This is a genomic window from Streptomyces doebereineriae, from assembly GCF_031845645.1.
In the GTDB taxonomy this organism is placed as follows: Bacteria; Actinomycetota; Actinomycetes; order Streptomycetales; family Streptomycetaceae; genus Streptomyces; species Streptomyces canus.
In genome coordinates this window covers 41,984-60,384 of the sequence record NZ_JAVREZ010000026.1, presented here as the reverse complement: position 1 = coordinate 60,384, position 18,401 = coordinate 41,984, and the positions used below count along the sequence as shown (strand labels likewise).

At 68.2% G+C, this 18,401-nt stretch carries 19 protein-coding genes and 2 pseudogenes; 14 read left to right on the top strand and 7 right to left on the bottom strand.

Translation table 11 applies throughout. From position 1 onward, the window contains the following. Positions 1 to 204 precede the first annotated feature (204 nt). On the bottom strand, positions 205 to 819 hold the full coding sequence (locus RNB18_RS44835; RefSeq protein WP_311719907.1) for an ArsR/SmtB family transcription factor: 615 nt from the start codon (positions 817 to 819) through the stop codon (positions 205 to 207). Between the two features lie 122 nt (positions 820 to 941). Here RNB18_RS44835 and RNB18_RS44830 point away from each other — a divergent pair, with 122 nt between their 5' ends. The 6 genes and pseudogenes from RNB18_RS44830 to RNB18_RS54215 form a co-directional block, all read left to right on the top strand. Further along, a complete protein-coding gene (locus tag RNB18_RS44830) occupies positions 942 to 1,349 on the top strand; it encodes a hypothetical protein (RefSeq protein ID WP_311719906.1) in 408 nt (135 codons plus the stop codon). Then, positions 1,342 to 1,614, top strand: coding sequence for a hypothetical protein (locus RNB18_RS44825; RefSeq protein ID WP_311719905.1), 273 nt, complete (start codon positions 1,342 to 1,344; stop codon positions 1,612 to 1,614). The genes RNB18_RS44830 and RNB18_RS44825 overlap by 8 nt, the downstream gene beginning before the upstream one ends. Before the next feature lie 1,526 nt (positions 1,615 to 3,140). Then, the gene (locus RNB18_RS44820) at positions 3,141 to 3,278 is read left to right on the top strand and encodes a hypothetical protein (protein ID WP_311719904.1); all 138 of its coding nucleotides are present in this window, start codon (positions 3,141 to 3,143) and stop codon (positions 3,276 to 3,278) included. A gap of 193 nt (positions 3,279 to 3,471) precedes the next feature. Beyond that, entirely contained in the window at positions 3,472 to 4,287 is an 816-nt protein-coding gene (locus RNB18_RS44815) for an SAM-dependent methyltransferase (protein ID WP_311719903.1), read from the top strand. 70 nt (positions 4,288 to 4,357) lie between these two features. Then, positions 4,358 to 5,224, top strand: a complete 867-nt coding sequence (locus RNB18_RS44810) for a class I SAM-dependent methyltransferase (protein WP_311719901.1) — start codon at positions 4,358 to 4,360, stop codon at positions 5,222 to 5,224. A gap of 118 nt (positions 5,225 to 5,342) precedes the next feature. Beyond that, a pseudogene (locus RNB18_RS54215) lies at positions 5,343 to 5,692 on the top strand (helix-turn-helix domain-containing protein); the annotation flags it as partial. 227 nt (positions 5,693 to 5,919) lie between these two features. Here the strand turns inward: RNB18_RS54215 and RNB18_RS44795 are convergent. From RNB18_RS44795 to RNB18_RS44785, 3 genes are all read right to left on the bottom strand, one after another. After that, positions 5,920 to 6,093 (bottom strand): hypothetical protein, encoded by a 174-nt coding sequence (locus RNB18_RS44795; RefSeq protein ID WP_311719899.1) that lies wholly within the window; start codon positions 6,091 to 6,093, stop codon positions 5,920 to 5,922. Between the two features lie 112 nt (positions 6,094 to 6,205). Further along, positions 6,206 to 6,877, bottom strand: a complete 672-nt coding sequence (locus RNB18_RS44790) for a hypothetical protein (RefSeq protein WP_311719898.1) — start codon at positions 6,875 to 6,877, stop codon at positions 6,206 to 6,208. Continuing rightward, on the bottom strand, positions 6,874 to 7,497 hold the full coding sequence (locus tag RNB18_RS44785; protein ID WP_311719897.1) for an RNA polymerase sigma factor: 624 nt from the start codon (positions 7,495 to 7,497) through the stop codon (positions 6,874 to 6,876). The genes RNB18_RS44790 and RNB18_RS44785 overlap by 4 nt, the downstream gene beginning before the upstream one ends. Before the next feature lie 627 nt (positions 7,498 to 8,124). Here RNB18_RS44785 and RNB18_RS44780 point away from each other — a divergent pair. Beyond that, entirely contained in the window at positions 8,125 to 8,628 is a 504-nt protein-coding gene (locus RNB18_RS44780) for a hypothetical protein (RefSeq protein ID WP_311719896.1), read from the top strand. Positions 8,629 to 9,092: 464 nt separating this feature from the next. Here the strand turns inward: RNB18_RS44780 and RNB18_RS53940 are convergent, their stop codons facing one another. Together RNB18_RS53940 and RNB18_RS44770 are read right to left on the bottom strand one after the other, a co-directional pair. Beyond that, positions 9,093 to 9,260 carry a hypothetical protein gene (locus RNB18_RS53940; RefSeq protein WP_394817773.1) on the bottom strand — a complete coding sequence of 56 codons (168 nt, stop codon included), beginning with the start codon at positions 9,258 to 9,260 and terminating at the stop codon, positions 9,093 to 9,095. Further along, positions 9,253 to 10,116, bottom strand: a complete 864-nt coding sequence (locus RNB18_RS44770; RefSeq protein WP_311719895.1) for a universal stress protein — start codon at positions 10,114 to 10,116, stop codon at positions 9,253 to 9,255. Before RNB18_RS44770 ends, RNB18_RS53940 begins: the two co-directional genes overlap by 8 nt. A 1,028-nt stretch (positions 10,117 to 11,144) precedes the next feature. Here RNB18_RS44770 and RNB18_RS44765 point away from each other — a divergent pair. From RNB18_RS44765 to RNB18_RS44760, 3 genes and pseudogenes are all read left to right on the top strand, one after another. Further along, positions 11,145 to 11,747, top strand: a complete 603-nt coding sequence (locus RNB18_RS44765) for an Rv1733c family protein (protein ID WP_449657649.1) — start codon at positions 11,145 to 11,147, stop codon at positions 11,745 to 11,747. Further along, positions 11,702 to 11,991: pseudogene (locus tag RNB18_RS53935) on the top strand (hypothetical protein); the annotation flags it as partial. The gene RNB18_RS44765 and the pseudogene RNB18_RS53935, both read left to right, overlap by 46 nt. Before the next feature lie 14 nt (positions 11,992 to 12,005). Continuing rightward, positions 12,006 to 12,200 carry a hypothetical protein gene (locus RNB18_RS44760; RefSeq protein ID WP_311719892.1) on the top strand — a complete coding sequence of 65 codons (195 nt, stop codon included), beginning with the start codon at positions 12,006 to 12,008 and terminating at the stop codon, positions 12,198 to 12,200. An 80-nt stretch (positions 12,201 to 12,280) separates the two neighbouring features. Here the strand turns inward: RNB18_RS44760 and RNB18_RS44755 are convergent, their stop codons facing one another. Then, positions 12,281 to 13,591, bottom strand: a complete 1,311-nt coding sequence (locus tag RNB18_RS44755; RefSeq protein ID WP_311719891.1) for a PucR family transcriptional regulator — start codon at positions 13,589 to 13,591, stop codon at positions 12,281 to 12,283. Between the two features lie 416 nt (positions 13,592 to 14,007). Between RNB18_RS44755 and RNB18_RS44750 the strand changes: the two genes are divergently transcribed. From RNB18_RS44750 to RNB18_RS44735, 4 genes are all read left to right on the top strand, one after another. Next, positions 14,008 to 14,493: a 3-hydroxyacyl-CoA dehydrogenase family protein gene (locus RNB18_RS44750; RefSeq protein ID WP_311719889.1), complete on the top strand. Its 486-nt coding sequence runs from the start codon at positions 14,008 to 14,010 to the stop codon at positions 14,491 to 14,493. A gap of 258 nt (positions 14,494 to 14,751) precedes the next feature. Beyond that, the gene (locus RNB18_RS44745; RefSeq protein WP_311719888.1) at positions 14,752 to 15,600 is read left to right on the top strand and encodes an alpha/beta fold hydrolase; all 849 of its coding nucleotides are present in this window, start codon (positions 14,752 to 14,754) and stop codon (positions 15,598 to 15,600) included. Beyond that, positions 15,593 to 16,447, top strand: coding sequence for an SDR family NAD(P)-dependent oxidoreductase (locus tag RNB18_RS44740; RefSeq protein WP_311719887.1), 855 nt, complete (start codon positions 15,593 to 15,595; stop codon positions 16,445 to 16,447). Before RNB18_RS44745 ends, RNB18_RS44740 begins: the two co-directional genes overlap by 8 nt. A 49-nt stretch (positions 16,448 to 16,496) precedes the next feature. Next, positions 16,497 to 18,059, top strand: coding sequence for a long-chain-fatty-acid--CoA ligase (locus tag RNB18_RS44735; protein ID WP_311719886.1), 1,563 nt, complete (start codon positions 16,497 to 16,499; stop codon positions 18,057 to 18,059). The last annotated feature ends 342 nt before the right edge of the window (positions 18,060 to 18,401 follow it).

The following is an 18,401-nucleotide window of genomic DNA, read 5'->3' as shown; positions in this document are numbered from 1 at the left end:
ACATCTGGCTGGCCAGCGCCGGTCTGACCGTCTGAGACAGACGAGGACGGTGAGGCAGCCTGGCCCAGGAGCCCCGGCGACTGGAACACCCGGCAGCGTCTCGGGGAAGCTCAGCGGACGCAGCGGCTCGGCTGAGTCGCCGGAGTACAGGAGAGCCTGCGGCACATCGCCGGCAAGAACAGCAGGGCAATCGTCTTCGAGCCCTCAGATGCGGCGCTCATCGCCGTCCGGCTCGGCCGGCAGGGTGGGCCGGGGGCCTTCGTCGGGCACAACCACCAGGCGTACGGCCATGTGCCGCGAGTCGGGTGGGTGGTCGCCGGGCTCGGTCAGGTACTTGCGCAGCAGCGTCTGGTACTCCTCGACGAACGTGGCGACCTGTTCCTTCGTCATCCGCAGCCCGGAGCGGTAGATCTGGTTCCAGCCCGCGGAGGAGTCGTATCCGGCGTATGCGCTCACGACCAGGTTCAGGTCATGGGTCATCTTCAGCGCGCCGATCTTCACCGCGGCCTCGCGTTCGTCGGCCGTCAGCTCCAGGCCCGGCGGCGTGAAGATGTCCGTCATGAGTGACTTCCACCAGCGTTCCCGGCCGGTGGACCGTTCCTCGATCTCGGCGATCAGCTTGAGGTCGGCGAGTTTGCGCAGGTGGTAGCTGGTGGTGCCGGTGCTTTCGCCGAGCGCTTTGGCGACGCTGGTGGAGTTCGCTTCGCCGTGCTCGCCGAGGTAGCTCAGGATGTCGCGGCGCACCGGGTTGGACAGGGCCTTGTAGAAGGCTTTCAGGTCCGGGCCGGTGAGCACTCTCTTCTCAGGGCGCTCGACCATGCCGACCAGCGTACTGCAGAGACTCTCTGCAATCATTACAGAGATTGTTTGCAGAATATCTCTGCAATCGCTACCTTGACTGGGGAAGGCACCTGGCGGGTGCCGGGAATCTGGGGGTTGAGATGCGGAAAGACCTGGTCGGGAGCGTGCTACTAGCCGCAGGGGTGGCGCTGGTGCCGTGGCTCGCGGTGTTGTGGACGACGCTGCCGGACCACTATCCGGCGCAGCACTGGCGGGTCGCCTGGGTCGGCTTCGATGCCTTGGAGATCGCCGGTCTGCTGACGTCCGCGGTCCTGGTGCGTCGTAGTGACCGCAGGGCGCCGCTGGCGTCGATCGTGACGGCCGTGTTGCTACTGGTCGACGCATGGTTCGACGTCATGACGGCCGGGTGCGATGTGGTCTTCTCGTTGGCACTGGCCTGCACGCTGGAACTGCCCCTGGCGATATTGTGCGGTGTCGCCGCGCTGCGGCCTCCGGGAGGAGCTTCCGTTCGGGCAGCCGTGGCGCAACGGGTGGCCGTCCATGTCTGACTCGCTGGATGCCCGGATGCGGGACGAGATCGACGACCAGGTCGCGGAAGCCTTCGATGCCTACCTGGCCGACCGGCTGGCTGAACCGGGTCCACTGCGCGCGTCACTGGCATCGGGGCGCAACGCCGGGGTGGTGCTGGGCACCGTCGGGTTGGGCGCCCTCGCCACGGCGCTGGCGCCGACTGCAGGCGCCGTCGTCTGCTGGATCTGGGGGGCGATCGCGGTGATCGATCTCGTCTGGTTGCTGACCGCGCGCCGCCGTTGACGGTCCGCGGACAAGGCGCTCGCCGACCCGCCGATCGTACTCGGCCCGTGGAGTCCGGTCTCCGAGCGAAGCAGAGCTGAGAGCGCGTCAGTATCGCGGTGCGTCCGACCCGGACCACCACGGTGCGACGCGGCCGGCCCATTGCCCGGATCGTCCTGCTGCACGCTGACTCCCTACAGGCAAAAGGCCTTTACGAAACCGAACCGGAGGCGGAGAACGCCAGTGCATGAGCTGTCACTGCGCGAGGCACAGGCTGTCGCCGTCAGCGCCCAGGGCCTCCATCCGTCCACGCCCGCGCAGGGCGCACACGCCAGCTTGCGGGCCCTGGACTGCATCCAGCTCGACACCATCAACGTGGTACGGCGCTCCCACGAACTCGTGCAACTCGCCCGGGGCGTGGCGCCATCGGATGCCAGGCGGCTCATCGACGACGCCGATCCGCCGGTCCTCTTCGAGTACTGGGCCCACGCCGCGTCCCTGATCCCGCAGTTGCTCTCGCTGCCGTCACCGCTCTCGCCGCGCTGCTCAGCCACCGGCTGCCCGACGAGTCGTCCCAGACCACTGCCCGTGATCGAACGAGGGACGACGCATCCCTTGAACCATGAGGCAGGCCACCTGGTAGCGACCTGCGGCCGGCTGCCCGCTGCACGTGCGCCACGAAAGAGTCACCGTCAATACCCGCTGGGCCCTGGTCATCAAGGCGACCGGGCAGACCGCGTTCACCAAGGCCCTCGCAGACGACCCCACTGGCTCGACCAGCTCGCATCCAGCGGACTGGCGCCACTCATCGGCATCGCCACAGCCCTGCGCGAAGACCAGCAAGCGGTCAACCATCGCATCGCCGGGGACCTCAGGGCGCGACCGTCCACCACAAGGCCGTACGAGATCCGACTGAAGCCGCTGGGGGCCTCGGGGTCGATCATGACGAGGCCGTGGGTCAGCCGATCCTTCGTGTCCCACCGTAAGGCCGGTCCGCTCTGGCCGTCCCGTTGCGCACGTCGCCGCGGAGATGGGCAGTTCCAGAAAGCGCGCAACGGGGGCGGGCGATGGCTGACGACGGCTCCAGGCGTGGCGATGGCACTTCCGCACGGCCACGATTCAGAGTACGAGGATGTCTCAGACACGTGCTTCGCCGGTTCCTACTCATCTACGCCTTGGCGGTGGGCGCCGTAGCGGCCATGGATCTGCTCGTCGGCGATGAGCTGAGCATCCGCACCTACGGAGCGGTGCTCGTTGGTCTTGCCCTCGTCACCGTGCTGCCTCTCTCCAACATGACGGCCACTCCTGCACACACGCCCTCCGCCAGGACGATGACGTTTTGCCCACGTCGTGGCAGAGGGCGCAGGCTTGGCGTGGGCGGACGTCTCTGAGCCCGCGCCAAGCCAGACGTCAAGGATCAAGCGGAGAACTGCGGGTATCGGGCCGGGTGTCAGGCGCGCGGGCGGTCCGGCGGCCTCGGCGATGGCTCCAGCCCATCCGAGCATGGCGCGGATTTCGAGGCCCGGACCCTGGTCAGAGCGGAGACCGTGCCGGGGCGGGTGGTCTTCTCCCGGACCGGCTGGTGCCCCAGCTGCGGGACCGCGACGGGTCGGCTCGAGGCCGACCTCGACAACGACGAGTTCACCCTCGACGAGCAGCCGGCCCAGCTCCTCAAGGGCGGGTAGGCGATGACCCGTAGAGCACCGGCCGGCCGATGGATGAGCACTACGGCGGCCTGGTCCGCGTGTCGTTGATGGAAGCCAGATCAGCCGGCCTGCACAGAGGCACCGGATTTGTGAACTGACGTACGGAGCACGGGTGTCGGGCCATAGGTTGTGACCGGAACTCCTCGCTTCAGCTCAAAGACGGACGGTAGACATGCCCGACCACGCGACCACGCCCGGACCGGCGGAGCATCAGAAGATCGACACCTCGGTGCCGCACTCGGCCCGTATCTGGAACTACTGGCTGGGCGGGAAGGACAACTACCCCGTCGACGAGCAGGCCGGCGACGCGTACACCGCCGTGTTCCCCGGCATCGTGACCATTGCCCGCAGCAGCCGTGCGTTCCTGCGTCGCAACATCACGTACTTGGTCGCCGAGGCGGGCATACGGCAGTTCCTGGACATCGGAACGGGCCTGCCGACCGCAGAGAACACCCATGAGGTCGCCCAGCGTCTCGCTCCCGAGACCCGGATCGTCTATGTCGACAACGACCCGATGGTCCTGGCACACGCCCGAGCCCTGCTCTACTCCACGCCGGAGGGGGCGACCGCCTACGTCGACGCCAACGTGCTGGACCCGGACCGCATCCTCGCGGCCGCTACCGACACGCTGGACTTCAGCCGGCCCACCGCCCTGATCCTCAGCAACATCCTGGGCCACGTCGCCGACTACGACCAGGCGCGCTCCATCGTCACCCGCCTGATGGGAGCGCTGCCGTCAGGCAGCTACCTCTCCATCAACGACGGTTCGCGCGGCGTCGACCCGGTCTTCGAGCAGGCCCAGGACGCGTACAACGAGAGCGGCGCCGTGCCGTACAACCTGCGCACCGTCGACCAGATCACCTCGTTCTTCGACGGCCTCGAGCTTCTGGACCCCGGTGTCGTCTCGGTCCCCCACTGGCGCCCCGACCCCACCGGCCCGGCCCCGGAAGTCGTCGCCGAACACGGCGGGCTCGCCCGTAAGCCATGACGTCGCGCTGTGACGCCGTGAGGTGAGGTGGCGCGGGCGCCAGAGCGGAGACCGGCTCTCCGGTAAACCAATGGCGTTTCCGTGGACGGACCTCATAGGTTGTGCGTTCGTGACCGGTGATCCAGAGATGCGCCCCAAACGACACGACCTCGGCCGAGTGTTCAACGAGGTGCCGGAGCTCTACGATCGGGTCCGGCCGGGATACCCCGACGAGTTGTTCGCGGACCTTGGCGCCGTCACCGGCATGGACGAGCGGTCGTCGGTGCTGGAGGTGGGCTGCGGTACCGGTCAGGCGACGCGCTCGCTGGCAGCGCTGGGGTGCTCAGTGACTGCCCTCGAGCCGGGCGCAGACATGGCCGCAATCGCTCGCCACCGGATCGCCTCCTTCCGCAACGTCGAAGTCGAGACATCGACGTTTGAGGAGTGGGACAACCGCGGTCGACACTTCGATGTCCTCGTGGCTGCGTCGTCGTGGCACTGGGTCGACCCCTCGATTGGCTGGCAGCGGGCGCACGACATGCTCCATCCCGGAGGCTGGATGGCGCTGCTCGGCCACGTCGTCGTCCGTCGGCCGGGAGAGCCGGAGGTGTATGCCGAGACCGCAGATCTCCACGAGCGGTTCTGCCCCGGGAACCCTGCTTGGGGTCATCCGCCACTCGAAGAAGACGTGCGCGGTACCGATGAGGGCTGGGGGTTGGTCGAAGATCCCGGAGAATTGTTCGGCCCAACGATCGTGCGCTGGTATCCGACCGTTCAGTGGTTCGACGGGGACGGCTTTGCCGATCTCCTTCGCTCGCAGTCGCTGTACCGGACCCTTGACCGCGATGTTCGCGAGCCCCTGCTCGACGCCGTCGCCGAGCGCATCCGCACGCGGCTGGGCGACCGAGCATCACGCCGTTACCTGAGCGTCCTCCGTGTCGGACAGCGCGCCCAGTGAGGTCACGGACCTGCCGCTTAACTGCTGATCTCTTCGGATTGATGTCGGGCGGCGACGCGTGGGTGGTTCCTGCGGTAGGCCGGTGGTCTCCCGCAGGCGCAGGGCTGGCGGGCTGACCGCCGAGCATGGCTGGGAAGACCAGCAGTGGGCCCTAAGTTGCGGATCGACTGCTCGTCGGCCGGAGTGTGGCGGCTGATACGTCGGCGCGGCTGGTCCTGGCAGTGGCTGGCCCAGCGGGCACTGGAGCGTGACGAGCACGCGGTCGAGCTGTGGAACAGGGAAAGATGAGGCGGGGTTCTCGATGACGCCGCCGCGGACCTCCCTGGAGTCGACGTGGCCACACGCCCGTGGTGCGGGTGCGCGGACGGTACCGGCGCCGCTGGTCGATCGCCGCCGTGGTGCTACAAGCAGGGAGAAGCATCGCGGATGATGTACCGGCCGCGCCGCCACAGCAAGCACAAGGGCACGGACGCGAGAGTACGGCGCGACCCGCCCAGCCACCCGGTGATGGTTACATCTCCCAGCGGCCGTCACGAGGGGGCCACAGAGTGAGGCGCCATGCGAGGCCTGGACCGTCTGCCGAAGGCCGATTGCCATCTGCATCTCGAAGGTGCGATGCGTCCTGCCACGCTCGAGGAGCCGGCGGGCGAGCGTGGCGAACGACCGCCGGATTCAGGCTGCTTCACCACCATTGATCAGAGTTGGTGTTCCATCCACACGAAGATCAGGCCGACGGCTCCGGTCCCGGCGCCGTAACAGGCGCCACGCAGCAGATGCGCGAGAGCGGTGCGGCGCCGTCGCGCGATCCACTTCCCGGCGGCGATCAGCCGTTCCCGGCCCGTGCGGGGCGTGTGGGGGCTAGGGTTCATGGCAGACGTCCCTTCTGTATGGCGTCCTGACGGGGAGTCCGTCCGGCCGGTGGCCTCGGAACCGGTGGCCGGGTCAAGGACTCCCCTTCTCGTTGTCGTACGAGGCCTTCAGTCAGCGGCCTTCGGTGAACTCCTGAAGGCGGGCCACGAGTTGGCGGTCGGGCCGGGCCACGATCACGGAGGAGTGCGGGGTGCGGGCGGCGAGCCGGTCGACCTCGCTCTCCAGGCGGCCGGTGGGCGCGTGGGCGCCGGATCCGTTGGCTCGCACGTAGCGGGCGAAGATCTCCAGGCCGTCGAGGAAGGCGGCGTCCGGCGGGGCGGTGTCGGCCATGGAGTGGGTGAGCTGGTGGAACCAGTGCCGGGCCCGCCGGGATTCGCCCAGGCACAGGTGGTGCAGGTGCAGGCAGTACGCGGCGGCCCGGCTGCCGGCGCCGGCGGCGAGCTGCCACCAGAACTGGGCGGACTCGGGGTGCCCGGTCAGGGACAGCAGGCAGGCGTAGACGAGGGCGCCGTCGACGTCGAGTTCGTCTTCGGTCAGCGGGCCGCGGTCGGGGCCTTCGGCGATCTTCGCGACGTGGGCGGCGGCGTCGGGTTCGTTGAGGACCCACCGGCACACCACCGCGAGGCGCTGTCCGGCCTGGGCGGCGCGGGTGACCTCGGTCGTGGGGGTGCGGCGGGAGGCGTCGGCGGCCAGCCGGCGCAGCCCCGAGGCGACGTCGGCGCCGCTGCGCGGGGCGACCGGGAGGCGGGCGCCTTCCAGGAGGTCGTTGATGGTGGTGCTCACGCTCCCACTCCCTTGTGCTTGGACTTCTTCGGTGTCTCGGGCAGGCCGAGCTTGAGGCGCAGTCGTTCCTTGGCGCGGCGCAGGTGGTGGCCGACGGTGCGGTCGTCGATGCCGATGTACCAGGCGACCTTGGCCGTCGGGTAGCCGAGCACGTAGCGCAGCACGATCACCTCGAACTGACGGTCCGGGAGTTCGGCGATCGCCTCGTACAGGCCGCTGGTCGACTCCATCTTCTGGAGCTTGTCGCGGGCCGTGACGAGCGCCGTGTCGAGGGCCTGGGCGATGGGGCCGTTGATGACGAACGCCGGCCCGCGACCCTCCGCATCGAGGCGGTTGTGGACGATCCGTCGCACGATCGCCCACGCGCCCTGTTCGAGGTTGCCCGCGCTCAGCAGCTGCGACCAGCCGGCGTGGATCTCCAGGAAGACCTCGTGGATGACCTCTTCCGCGGTCTCCCGGTTACCGAAGTGGACTTCCGCGTAGGCGTGGAAGACCTCGTGGTGCCCGAGGTAGAAGGCCTCGAAGTCCACTTCCAGGTCCAGGGGGACGAACATGGACTGCGAGAGCCCGGCGTGGCGCTCCGTCGGCGAGGCGCCCTCCGGGGCGTCGTCGTACTTCACGACCGGCTCCTGTCGGCAGGGGACATGAGCAAAGATCCTCTCCATCGAGGTCATAGGGACCCGGCGCCAACTCGCACGCGCCGAAAGGCCGTTGGGCCTGGGACCTAGCTAAGTGATTTGCCCGGCGGAACACTCACGCCCGTTTGAAAAAGACACCCAGCGTGCCCGCGCACAGGCACTGTGCAACCTTCAACAAGCGCCGCTAGTCACCCTCCGTAGCCCTCTGACCAGGCGTAACCCACCCGAAGTACGTACCGAACACGTTTACGCACACACACGGTGTTCTGCATCACACCTCACCGCGCCACCAGGGCCCGTTCTCGCGTACGCAGCCATCGGACGCTGCCCGACCTGTTCGGAGCGCGGAAGATGTGCTCGGTGAAAGTCGCCGTCTGCGGTCGACCGGGGCATCGCGCTGGACTCCCCCGCCGGAAGGCAAGACGCTTCGACGGTCATCGAAACGTTGGCACTTCACTCTGGCCGAGTCCTACGTTGAAGCCCTCCTCCGACGAGAAACGCTGAACTCGGACATCGATCCGCCACGCCCACGAGCCCCGTCCGACATCGTGGATGCGGTGGTCGTCCAGCACGATCTACCGCTTGGCTTCTACAGGGGGTTATTCCAACGTGCGCTCTCAACGCTCCCTCCTCATCTTCGTCAGTGCCCTGTCCTGTCTGTTGGCGGCGCTGTTCGCCACCGGCGGGCCGGCGCTGGCCGCCGTTCCCTCCGCCGACGGGCCCGCCGCTCGGATCGTCACGCTTCCTCCGGCGCCCGAGGGAGTAGGGCCGGCAGCATTGGCCAAGGCCGCGGTCGCGGCTTCGCCGACGACGTCTCCGGCAGTCCGGACCGAGCACGGGCCCCCAGGGTCCACGTACGCCTGTGACGCGGGCACTCTGTGCACCAACGTCTGGGATCCGACGACGAGCGACTGGAAGACCTTTTTCTTCTACAGCTGCAACCGTTACTACCTCTCCGACTGGAACGGCGAGGGCGACTACGTGAACAACCAGACCGGCAATGTGACGTCGTACTTCTACGGTCAGAGTGGCAACGTGCTGACGTCCTTCCAGCCCGGTGGCGAACCGGTGCCCTACAACTGGGATCCCGTCTGGTCCATCCGCAACTGCTGATCTCCTCCTGACACGCGGGCACGCCCGATCGCGCGAACGGAACCGCTCGGCCCGGACGGTTTGTCCGGGCCGAGCCGCGTTCGCCGCGCGGTGTCGTGGAGGCCGACGCCACAGCGGCGCACCAGCTCTACCGTCTCCGTCATCCCCTCGGGCACCGAGCCCCGTCCTCGGCCCACGGTTGGTCTGCGCGAAGCCGGCCTCCCAGCGCGACGACAGGGCGTCTCGAGTGCCCTGCTCGTCCACATCCGGGCCGCGGGGCGCGTCCGCGTGCATGCGGCGAGGGTGCCGGGCGACGTTCCGCGGGACGTCGCCCAGGCCCCTCTCGTACCGGGCGGAAGAGACGCCGGTCCGCGGGCATGCGTCGCATCACCATGGGGGGCGGCTGTTCCGGCGGCCAGGCTGCTGCATTCGCCCAGGCCCGGATGGACATCGGGGGCGAAGCGGCGGTTGAGAGCGACTCCGCGTCAGCACGCGTCCTGGCGCGCCGCGCGCGAGGTGGAGTCCAGGAATCCCACGTCCACCGGTTTCTTGACCTTGTCGGCGCGGTCTCCGGCGAAGAACACGATCGCGGTATGCGTCTCGCACACCTCCGCGCGCGGGGGCGGTGGCCCGCGGTGGCCGAGCTCAGCCATGAGGGACGACGGCGACGGGGGTACGCCCGTGATGGATGGCCGCATGGGTCACGTGGCCCAGGTGGGGTGCCGCGTCGTGCCGGTGTGCGCGCCGGCCGACGATGAGCAGCGCGGCGCCTTCGGCAGCATGCACGACGGCCTTCGCGGGAGTCTCGAGCCGGATGGCGAGGTCCGCGTCCACCTGCGGGTACTTCTCGCGCCAGCGGTGGAGAGCCTTGCTCAACTCCTGCTGCGCGTCCCGTGTCATCTCTTCGGTGACGGCGTGATCAACGCCCCAGGGCACGCGCGCGTGGAGCGGCACGCTTCGGCCGTGCACAGCCAGGAGCGGAACCTCCCTGACCGCGGCGGTGTGGAAGGCGAAGTCGAGCAGTTCGTCGGTGGATCCGTGGAGTTTCAGTGCCACGACCACACGGTTCGCCGACGTCTGCTGCGCTGTCCCGTATCCGGTACGGACCAGGACCACAGGCCGCCCCGTCCGGGCAACGACCGGCATGCTGACGTCACCCAGGAAGTAGCTCCCGACGGAGTCCATCCCCCGTGAGCCGAGCACGATCAGCTCGGATTCCGACGCCGCTTGGAGCAGAGCCTTCCGGGCGTCGTCGGCCACCAGGCTCCCGATGATGGTCAGACCCGGGTGGCTGGATTCCAGTTCCGCGCGCGCGGTGTGGACGAACCGCTTCGCCCAGTAGTTCTGATCGACTTCCGAAGGGACGCGGGCCGGTTCCGGCACCAGCAGTGGCCACGCGTGCAGCAGGCGCAGCGTGAGATTGCGCTTGTCGGCCTCGTCGGCGGCCCAGCGGGCGGCCGCGAGGCTCTCGGGTGAGCCGTCGAGGCCCACGGTGATGACTGGCTGCATGGCGGCGGCCTCCGTCTCGTACGAAGCTGGATACGACGGTGGGTGATGGTGAACGAGTCCGATGGCGTGCATGCTGCGGACGTCGCCGACATGCCGAGCGCGGTGCTTCTCTCCTTCGAGGAGTACCCCAATATCCTCCCCGGCGCATGTGGAGCCGTAGAGGGGAGGGAGAACAGGCACGTGGCACCCGCCACGAGAGGAGACAGGTGCGGTGGCGATTCCCTTGGTGGTCGGCATCGACGGATCCGAATCGAGCCTGAAGGCGGTGGACCGGGCCGCCGCCGAGGCGGCCCGGCACAGTCACGCAAGGACAAGAAATCCCACGGTGCAGCTGTCGAGCGAGGTGCTGCACGAGGACGCCGCCGCAGCCCTCGTCGACAAAGGACCCAGCGCCTTCGCGCCGGCTCTCGGGTCCAGAGGACTCGGAGAGCTCGCCGACATGCTCTCGGGCGCGGTCAGCCTGGCCGTGGCCGCCCGGACGGACTGCCCGGTCGTCCTGGTGCGCGGTGCCGCAGAGCACGGTAACGGCCGGTTGGGGAACATCGTGGCCCGGAACCCGTCGTCCAGGGCTCTCACCCCTCGGCCGGCTCCGTCGTGGTACGCCCTCGAGGCCCATCGGCGCCCGCCGTCCCAGGTGCTCGACGACGCCCTGCGCGGCATGACCCGGCGCTATCGCGACGCCCGGGCGAGTCCCCAGGTTTTCGCGTGCCCGGCGCGCCGAGCATTGCTGGACGCGGCGTCGGCGGACCTGCTGGTCGTCGGCGCACGCAGGAGACAGAGGCAGCTGGGGCCGCAGCTGGGTCTGACCAATCACGCGCTACTGCATCACGCGCCGTGCCCGTCGGGGTCGCTCCCCAGATATGGCCGACGGGACCGCGGCCTGCGGGGCTGGACCGTTTCGGCCACCGGTGGACGGGGACCGAAAGCCGGTCCGGCAGGGGCCGTCGGCCCTGTGTCCCGATCCCACTGCCGTTCGACGGTGGGAGCAGGTGGTGCGGGGCGGCCGGCGAATTGTTGGAAGGCGGGTCATGAGCACACAAGGTTCGCCGTACACACCCGGTCCGCCGCCGAGGCGTGGCGATCACGCGGCCAAAGGCAGGAACTCCCTGAGGCGTGCGTCCGACACATTCGAGTGCTGGTTGCGCCGTGTTCTGATGCTCGTTCTCGTCCTCGGGCTGCCGGCAGCAGCCGTCAGCGCGGGACTGACGGCGTACGAAGCGTCGATGCGCACTGTGCGGACCCAGGCGGCGGAACGGCACCAGGTCACAGCCCGGCTGACGTCGACCGCCAAGGGTGGCGACTGGGTGAAGCGACCGGCGCCGGTTCGCTGGACCGACCTCAACGGTGTCGTGCGGACGGGAGCGGCCCTGGTGAAGCCGGGAACTCCCAAGGGCTCCACCGTACGTGTGTGGGTGACCCGCGACGGAAAAGTCACCGATCCGCCGACGACCACGCTCAACGCGACGACCAGTGGCTGGCTGGTGGGCAGTATGGCGGCGTTCGGCGTGGCCGCCGGATCCTACGCGGTCGGGGCGGGCATGCGCCTGCTCCTGGACCGGAGAAGGTACGCGCATTGGGAAGCCGAATGGGGTCTGGTGGAACCCCGGTGGTCCGCGCGCTTCCGTCCGTGACGGATCTGTACGACGTCGACAGCGATGTCCTGCCTACGGGAGGGGATGACCGGCCCAGCCGCCTTCAGCCGATTCGTCCGCGACCAACAGGGCCGGAGGGGGCGGATCGTGCTCGCGGGTGAGCCGCTGCTGGAGGTGACCGACTCAGCCATCGGACGACGTTCGCTTCGAAGGCGCGCGCTGTCTGGTCGCGCCGGCCGGTCACCCGGTCATCGACTTCACCATGCGCCGCTCCCACGGGCCGATCATCGTCGTTGGATGCATCGCCAACTCCCCACGGAGCGCACGCGGATGGAGTTCTGCTTCCACGTGACCCTCGTCGATGACGCGACGGCAACCTTCTCCGAGGTCGGCATGGAGGCAGCAGGCCCCAACGGACCGATGTACACGCACGCGATCCTCAGCACTGGCAGCGTCATCGACCTACTGGCACAGGCCATCGTCTCGGTCTGACCGATCCGGAGCATGCCACCAGCGGGGCCCGGTGGCAGGTCACTGGCGACCCGCGGCCACGGTCCAGGCGGGCCTGCCACTCAGCGGTCGAGGCCGCGCGTCGGGTCGATCCCGCCGACGGCCGGCAGCAGTGACAGCGCGATCCGCAGCTCGAGGCTGTTCTCGTCGATGTCGCGTCCGAGCAGCTCCTCGGCCTGACGGACCCGATAGCTGACGGTGTTGGGATGGACCGACAACCGTTTGGCAGCTCCGGCGCGGTTCCGCCTGGCACTGAGGTACACCGACAATGTCTCCGCGAGACGGGCCGCGTGATCGTCCGGCTCGGCCAGCCGGCCGAGCGTCCGCGCTGTGAAACGGGCGGCGTGCTCGGGGTCGGCCGTGCACAGTGCCAGGACCGCCACGTCCCGATAGGTCGTGACCGCGGTCGCCTCGCTCGACAGGAGAGATGCGACGCGCCGGGCATGTCCCGCCTCAAGATGGGAGCGTCGGAACCCGTCCAGACTCTGACCCGGTTCACCCAGCGAGAGACAGACCCCGTCGGGCAGACCCGCTGCTGAGGAGTCGAGGACCTGGCGGGCGACTGTGTCCGCGTCGAGGGGGCGACGACCACTCGCCCAGCCGGCAACGGCCGATGATCCCAGCGGATGGGTGACACTGGACTCGACGCCGACCGAGCGGCCGACACCGGCCACGACCTCGCTCAGATACGACAGCGTGTCATGGCGGTCCGACGGACGGTCGAGCCACGCGATCATGCCGAGGTGATGACGCCCGAGGTCGTATCGTGCCCGCGCCGAGGCGGCGCCGACGTCACGCTCACGACCGGCGAGGACATCGTCGATGGTCGCCGCCCGCGAGGCCGCGGCACCCTGCAACCAGGTGTTCCGCTCGGCCTCGTGGACCTGGTCGGCGATCATGAGGGACCGGTCGACGAAGTTCATCAGGAGAATCGTGAGCAGGTCGACGGCAAGGACCAGATCCGCCGAGGAGGGCGCGGTCGCCACGACCCTGTTGAACATCCACTGCCACACGTCCTGGTGCGCGCGACGGTAGTTCTGTGTGTGGAAGGACAGCGGGACGTGCCGCCACACCGCACCCCGGATCATCGCGGCGAAGGCCGGGGGGAGCTCGATCCGCGAAGGGTCGGCACCGGTCAGGATGATCTGGGCCAGGAGACGAAGAATCTCCTCCGAGCTCGACATCGCCTCCTGCGTGTCCGGCACCTCAGTGAACAGGCCGGCCCCCTCGGCCCGGACCTTGCGGACGATCTCCTCGGACAGGAATGCCGACGACTCACGCAGCTGAAGGGCGACAGGCCGCAGCACCTCGTGCCAGACCCGCTTCGCATCGGCGTCGCGCATCGGTGCCCACTGCGGTTCCAGCTCGCTCATGACACACACCACCTGTTGTGACCACTTCACAAAGCCTTCGAAGATGTTTGGCACGTCCGGACGAGCGACCCGGAGGAAACACATCCTAGATTGCGGTGCGCGTCGCAGCCGTTCCCAGCCAGAAGGCGCACCGTACCCCGCAGCGTCGCGGCAAGGACATGCCGGGGCCGCGAACAGCCATTGAAGAGAGAGCAGCCCCGTGTCCGCATTGAACAAGGTCGTTCTGCTTGGTTCTGGGGTCGTTGGCGGCCAGATCTCCTTCCACAGCGCCTACGAGGGCAAGGCCGTCACCGTGTATGACATCAGCGCCGACGCGCTCGGTGCCCGCCGCGAGGACCACAAGACGTACGCCGCGGTCTATTCAGACCGACCTCGCAACTGCCGACGCCGGCCTGGTCATCGAGTCCGCCCCCTAGGTGCCCGACATCAAGACGGCCGTCTCCACGGACATGTCGTCGCTGCTGAAGCCGAGCGCCGTGATCGCGACGAACAGCCCGATCCCCGTGCGCAAGGAGGTGAACGGGTACATCGTCAACGCCTGGTTCATCGCCCTGGTCAACGCCGCGCAGACCCTGGTGACCGACGGCATGGGCCCGCCCGAGGACGTCGACCGCAGCTGCCTCAAGAGCGGTGCGACGAGGGGACCGCTGTCGATGATCGACCGGGGCGGCATGCAGACCAACCGCGTCCTGCCGCACCACCACCTCGACGAGGCCCGACGCTCCCTGCTCGGTGCGTCCAGCCATCTGTTCGCGAACGTGGGTCACATGCCCCGGATCGAGACGCCCGACGCGTTCGCCGACCTGGTGCGCGAGTTCCTCGGCACTGTCCCGACCGGGGGCTCGCCACGGACGCCCGCCCGCCGTCCCGGGGCGCGCCGCGCCACGCGGTGTTCGGTCTGAGGCCCCGGTCGGAGCCGCGCGACTATCAGGCGACCCGCCAACAAGTCGCCGGTGGCAAGGACTCCCACGACGAGGGCATGGAGTGTCGGTTCTTGCGGCCCTGACCATGAGGGACGCCGGCGTTCAGGTGCGCTTCATCACCTCGTGAGAGCCCTTGCCACCCCTCCATTCGGCCTATATACATTACAGACGTAAGTTAAATGACCGTAATATAACTACCCGGAGCCGCGGTCCTCGCGCCGTACCCAGTGAGGTCAGATGAAAGCGACAGAGAGCATGAAGTGGATCGACGTACCCACCCGCACGATCGACGTCGGCGGGGTGCCGTTCGCCTACCGCGAGCTCGGTCCGACCGGCGGTGTACCGGTGGTGTTCCTGCACCACCTGATGGCTGTCCTTGACGACTGGGACCCGAGGATCATCGATGGCATCGCCGCCCACCGCCGGGTGATCGCGTTCGACAACCGCGGAGTCGGCGCGTCCGGAGGATCCGTGCCGCCCGACGTCGCGGACATGGGCCGCGACGCCGTCGCCTTCATCCGTGCGATGGGGCTCGAGAAGGTCGACCTCCTCGGGTTCTCGCTCGGCGGCGGAGTCGCACAGATGGTGGCCCTGCAGGCACCCGAGCTCGTGCGCCGGATCATCCTGGCCGGGACCGGTCCGCGCGGAGGCGGCGGCATCAAGGAGATCAACAAGGTCGCGGCCGGGGCGTACGTCAAGTCCGCGCTCACCCTGCAAGACGCCCGGACATTCCTGTTCTTCCCGCGCGACGCCGAGGGCAAGCGGGCCGCGAAGGACTACCTCGCCCGACTCAAGGAACGCACCCAGAATCTCGACGAAAAGATCTCTCTGCAGGCTCGACGCGCGCAGCTGAAGGCCATCCGCGCGGCCGGACTGCACGCACCCGACGACCTCTCGGTGATCACCCAGCCGGTCTTCGTCGCCAACGGTGATCACGACCTCATGGTCGCGAGCAGCAACTCGGCCGACATGGCCCGCCGGATCCCGAACGCCCGCCTGAAGATCTACCCGAACTCCGGGCACGGCGGCGTCTTCCAGCACCACCGGGACTTCGTCCCCGAGGTTCTCGAGTTCCTCAATGACTAGGTCCGACAGGTCGATCGCCGGAAAAGTCGCCCTCGTCACCGGCGGCGGCCGGGGCCTGGGCGCGGCGACCGCACGGTCCCTGACCGCCGCCGGTGCTCGGGTCTTCGTGATCGATCTGCACCGCCCGGCTGCGGGCGAGGCGATCGACGAACGGGTCACCTACCTGACCGGCGATGTGACCGACCTCGGCGACATGACCCGAGCGGCGGAGACCGTCGTCAGGGAGGCCGGCCGCCTGGACATCGTGATCGCGAACGCAGGTGTGCTCGGGCGGGGCGTGACCCTGCGGGCGTCGTCGACTCCGCTGGTCGATCGACTCTTCGACGTGAACGTCGGGGGTGCGCTCAACACGGTCCGTGCTGCCCTTCCGGGCCTCATCGAGAACCGTGGTCGGCTCGTACTGATCTCGTCGGTCTTCGCCTTCGTCAACGGGGCCGGCGCCATCCCGTACGCGATGAGCAAAGCAGCGGTCGAGCAGCTTGGCCGTGGACTGCGGGTCGAACTCGCCGCTCATGGCGTCAGCGTCACGACCGCGTACTTCGCGGTGATCAACACAGACATGACCCGGCAGGGCCTCGACGAGGATCCAGTGGCCCAGGCGCTGCTCGACACCCAACCGAGGTTCCTACGCAAGCGCATCAGCCCCGAAGAAGCGGCGAAAGCCGTCGTCGAGGGCCTGCGTCGCCGCGATGTGCAGGTCTTCCGTCCGCGCAGATGGACCGTGGTCTCGAAGGTCCGCGGCATCATCGCACCCGGGATGGACTCCGGCCTGGCCCGTGATCGCACCATCCAGAGCATCCTCGGACGCCTCGACGCGCGTGAGGGCGAGGACTTCCTGACCACCTGATGGCTGGAACAGCAGGGTGCCCCGACTACGCACAGACCAGGAGCCTTTGATGACGAGTTCGACCCGGAACGTGTCCGGCCTACTGACCCGCACCGCGTCGGAATACCCGGCGCGCACGGCGATCGTCTTCGGTGGCGATCGGATCTCCTACGCGGAACTCGACGCGGCGTCGAACCGGGTGGCGAACCTGCTGATCGAGCGCGGCGTTCGCCCCGGCGAGAAGGTCGCCCTGTCCTGCACGAACATCCCGCAGTTCACGACGATCTACTTCGGGATCCTCAAGGCCGGCGCGGTAGTCGTGCCGTTGAACGTGCTCCTCAAGGCGCGCGAGATCGCCTACCACCTCAACGACTCCGACGCGACGGCGTACTTCGCCGTCGAAGGCAGTCCAGAGCTCCCGATCGGGCGCGAGGCATGGTCGGCCTTTCAGGCCGCCGATCGGGCCGCGCACTTCTTCCTCATCGGGAGCGGCGCAACTGTGGACGGCGTCGCCCCGGACCAGCTCTATGCTCCCGCTGTCGCCGGGCAGCCAAGGGCGTTCGAAAGGCTCGAGCGTGCCGACGACGACACTGCGGTCATCCTCTATACGTCCGGGACCACCGGGCAGCCCAAGGGCGCAGAACTCAGACACCGGAACGTGTACGACATCGCCCGAGCCGGTGTCCAGCTCTTCGAGTCGGACCCCGCGACACCCGATGTCTACCTGTGTGTCCTTCCGCTCTTCCATGCCTTCGGCCAGATGGTCATCCAGAACGGTGCCATCGGGTTCGGCGGCACACTCGTCCTGCAAGCGAGGTTCTCCGCCCGAGAGGCGCTGGAGCTCATGCTCGACCATGGCGTGACGTTCTTCGGCGGCGTACCGACCATGTACTGGGGCCTGCTGGAGGCACTCGACGACAGCGTCGACGTCGCCCGGCTGGCCGCCAACCTGCGCATCGCCGTGTCCGGTGGTTCCGCGCTTCCCGCGAAGATCCACCAAGAGTTCAAGAAACGTTTCGGTGTGACGATCCTCGAGGGCTATGGGCTCTCGGAGACGGTGGCCATCGCGTCCTTCGCCACGTACGGCGAGGAGCCCTGTGTCGGATCGATCGGCCGGCCCATCCCCGGGGTCCGGATGAAGCTCATCAACGATGACTGGTCGGAGGTGGAGGACGATCCCGGCGCGGTCGGGGAGATCGCGATCAAGGGTTACAACATCATGAAGGGCTATCACCAGCGCCCCGAGGCGACGTCGGAGGCCATCAACCAAGGATGGTTCCGCACCGGAGATCTGGCTCGCAAGGACGCGGACGGCTTCTACTTTGTCGTCGACCGGTCCAAGGACATGATCATTCGCGGCGGGTTCAACGTCTACCCGCGCGAGCTCGAGGAGGTGCTCATGGAGCACCCCGCGGTCTCCCTGGCCGCTGTAATCGGAGTTCCGCACCCAAGTCACGGAGAAGAGATCAAGGCCGTCGTCGTCAAGAAGGCCGGCGACAGTACGACTGAGGCGGAGCTGACAGCCTGGGGAAAGGAGCAATTCGCGGGCTACAAATACCCGCGCATCGTCGAGTTCGTCGACGCGCTGCCCATGACCGCCACCGGGAAGATCCTCAAGCGCGAATTGTCCTAGACGGCAGGGCCGTCTCCGGCGCCACGGGTTCCCTGCGCACTCCACATGCCTCGCGGTGTCATCCAGCCGCGTCGGTCGTCGTTCCACGGCTGCGAGGACAGCTCAGTGCTGATCCGCTGCCGTCGGCCTGGCCGCGGCCACGCTGGTGCAAGCTACTTCTCCGACAGTTCCGTGCCCGGAGTGGCCAGGCGCATACCGCGGCGGACCAACCGGGACCGAGCTGGTCATCGTGCTCGCATGGCAGGTAGAGGTCGACCAGGGCTCCGCACGAGGTGTCGTGATCGCCGTGAGTCGTGTCGACCTGCGCCAGGAGGGCATTGCCGAGAGGGACACTTACGGAGC

What these genes read in the sequence shown, in the direction of transcription:
- RNB18_RS44835 (WP_311719907.1), bottom strand. Translation starts at nt 819, where the DNA reads ATGGTCGAGCGCCCTGAGAAGAGAGTGCTCACCGGCCCGGACCTGAAA.
- RNB18_RS44830 (WP_311719906.1), top strand. Translation starts at nt 942, where the DNA reads ATGCGGAAAGACCTGGTCGGGAGCGTGCTACTAGCCGCAGGGGTGGCG.
- RNB18_RS44825 (WP_311719905.1), top strand. Translation starts at nt 1,342, where the DNA reads ATGTCTGACTCGCTGGATGCCCGGATGCGGGACGAGATCGACGACCAG.
- RNB18_RS44815 (WP_311719903.1), top strand. Translation starts at nt 3,472, where the DNA reads ATGCCCGACCACGCGACCACGCCCGGACCGGCGGAGCATCAGAAGATC.
- RNB18_RS44810 (WP_311719901.1), top strand. Translation starts at nt 4,358, where the DNA reads ATGGCGTTTCCGTGGACGGACCTCATAGGTTGTGCGTTCGTGACCGGT.
- RNB18_RS44795 (WP_311719899.1), bottom strand. Translation starts at nt 6,093, where the DNA reads ATGAACCCTAGCCCCCACACGCCCCGCACGGGCCGGGAACGGCTGATC.
- RNB18_RS53940 (WP_394817773.1), bottom strand. Translation starts at nt 9,260, where the DNA reads ATGGCTGAGCTCGGCCACCGCGGGCCACCGCCCCCGCGCGCGGAGGTG.
- RNB18_RS44770 (WP_311719895.1), bottom strand. Translation starts at nt 10,116, where the DNA reads ATGCAGCCAGTCATCACCGTGGGCCTCGACGGCTCACCCGAGAGCCTC.
- RNB18_RS44765 (WP_449657649.1), top strand. Translation starts at nt 11,145, where the DNA reads ATGAGCACACAAGGTTCGCCGTACACACCCGGTCCGCCGCCGAGGCGT.
- RNB18_RS44760 (WP_311719892.1), top strand. Translation starts at nt 12,006, where the DNA reads ATGCATCGCCAACTCCCCACGGAGCGCACGCGGATGGAGTTCTGCTTC.
- RNB18_RS44755 (WP_311719891.1), bottom strand. Translation starts at nt 13,591, where the DNA reads ATGAGCGAGCTGGAACCGCAGTGGGCACCGATGCGCGACGCCGATGCG.
- RNB18_RS44745 (WP_311719888.1), top strand. Translation starts at nt 14,752, where the DNA reads ATGAAAGCGACAGAGAGCATGAAGTGGATCGACGTACCCACCCGCACG.
- RNB18_RS44740 (WP_311719887.1), top strand. Translation starts at nt 15,593, where the DNA reads ATGACTAGGTCCGACAGGTCGATCGCCGGAAAAGTCGCCCTCGTCACC.
- RNB18_RS44735 (WP_311719886.1), top strand. Translation starts at nt 16,497, where the DNA reads ATGACGAGTTCGACCCGGAACGTGTCCGGCCTACTGACCCGCACCGCG.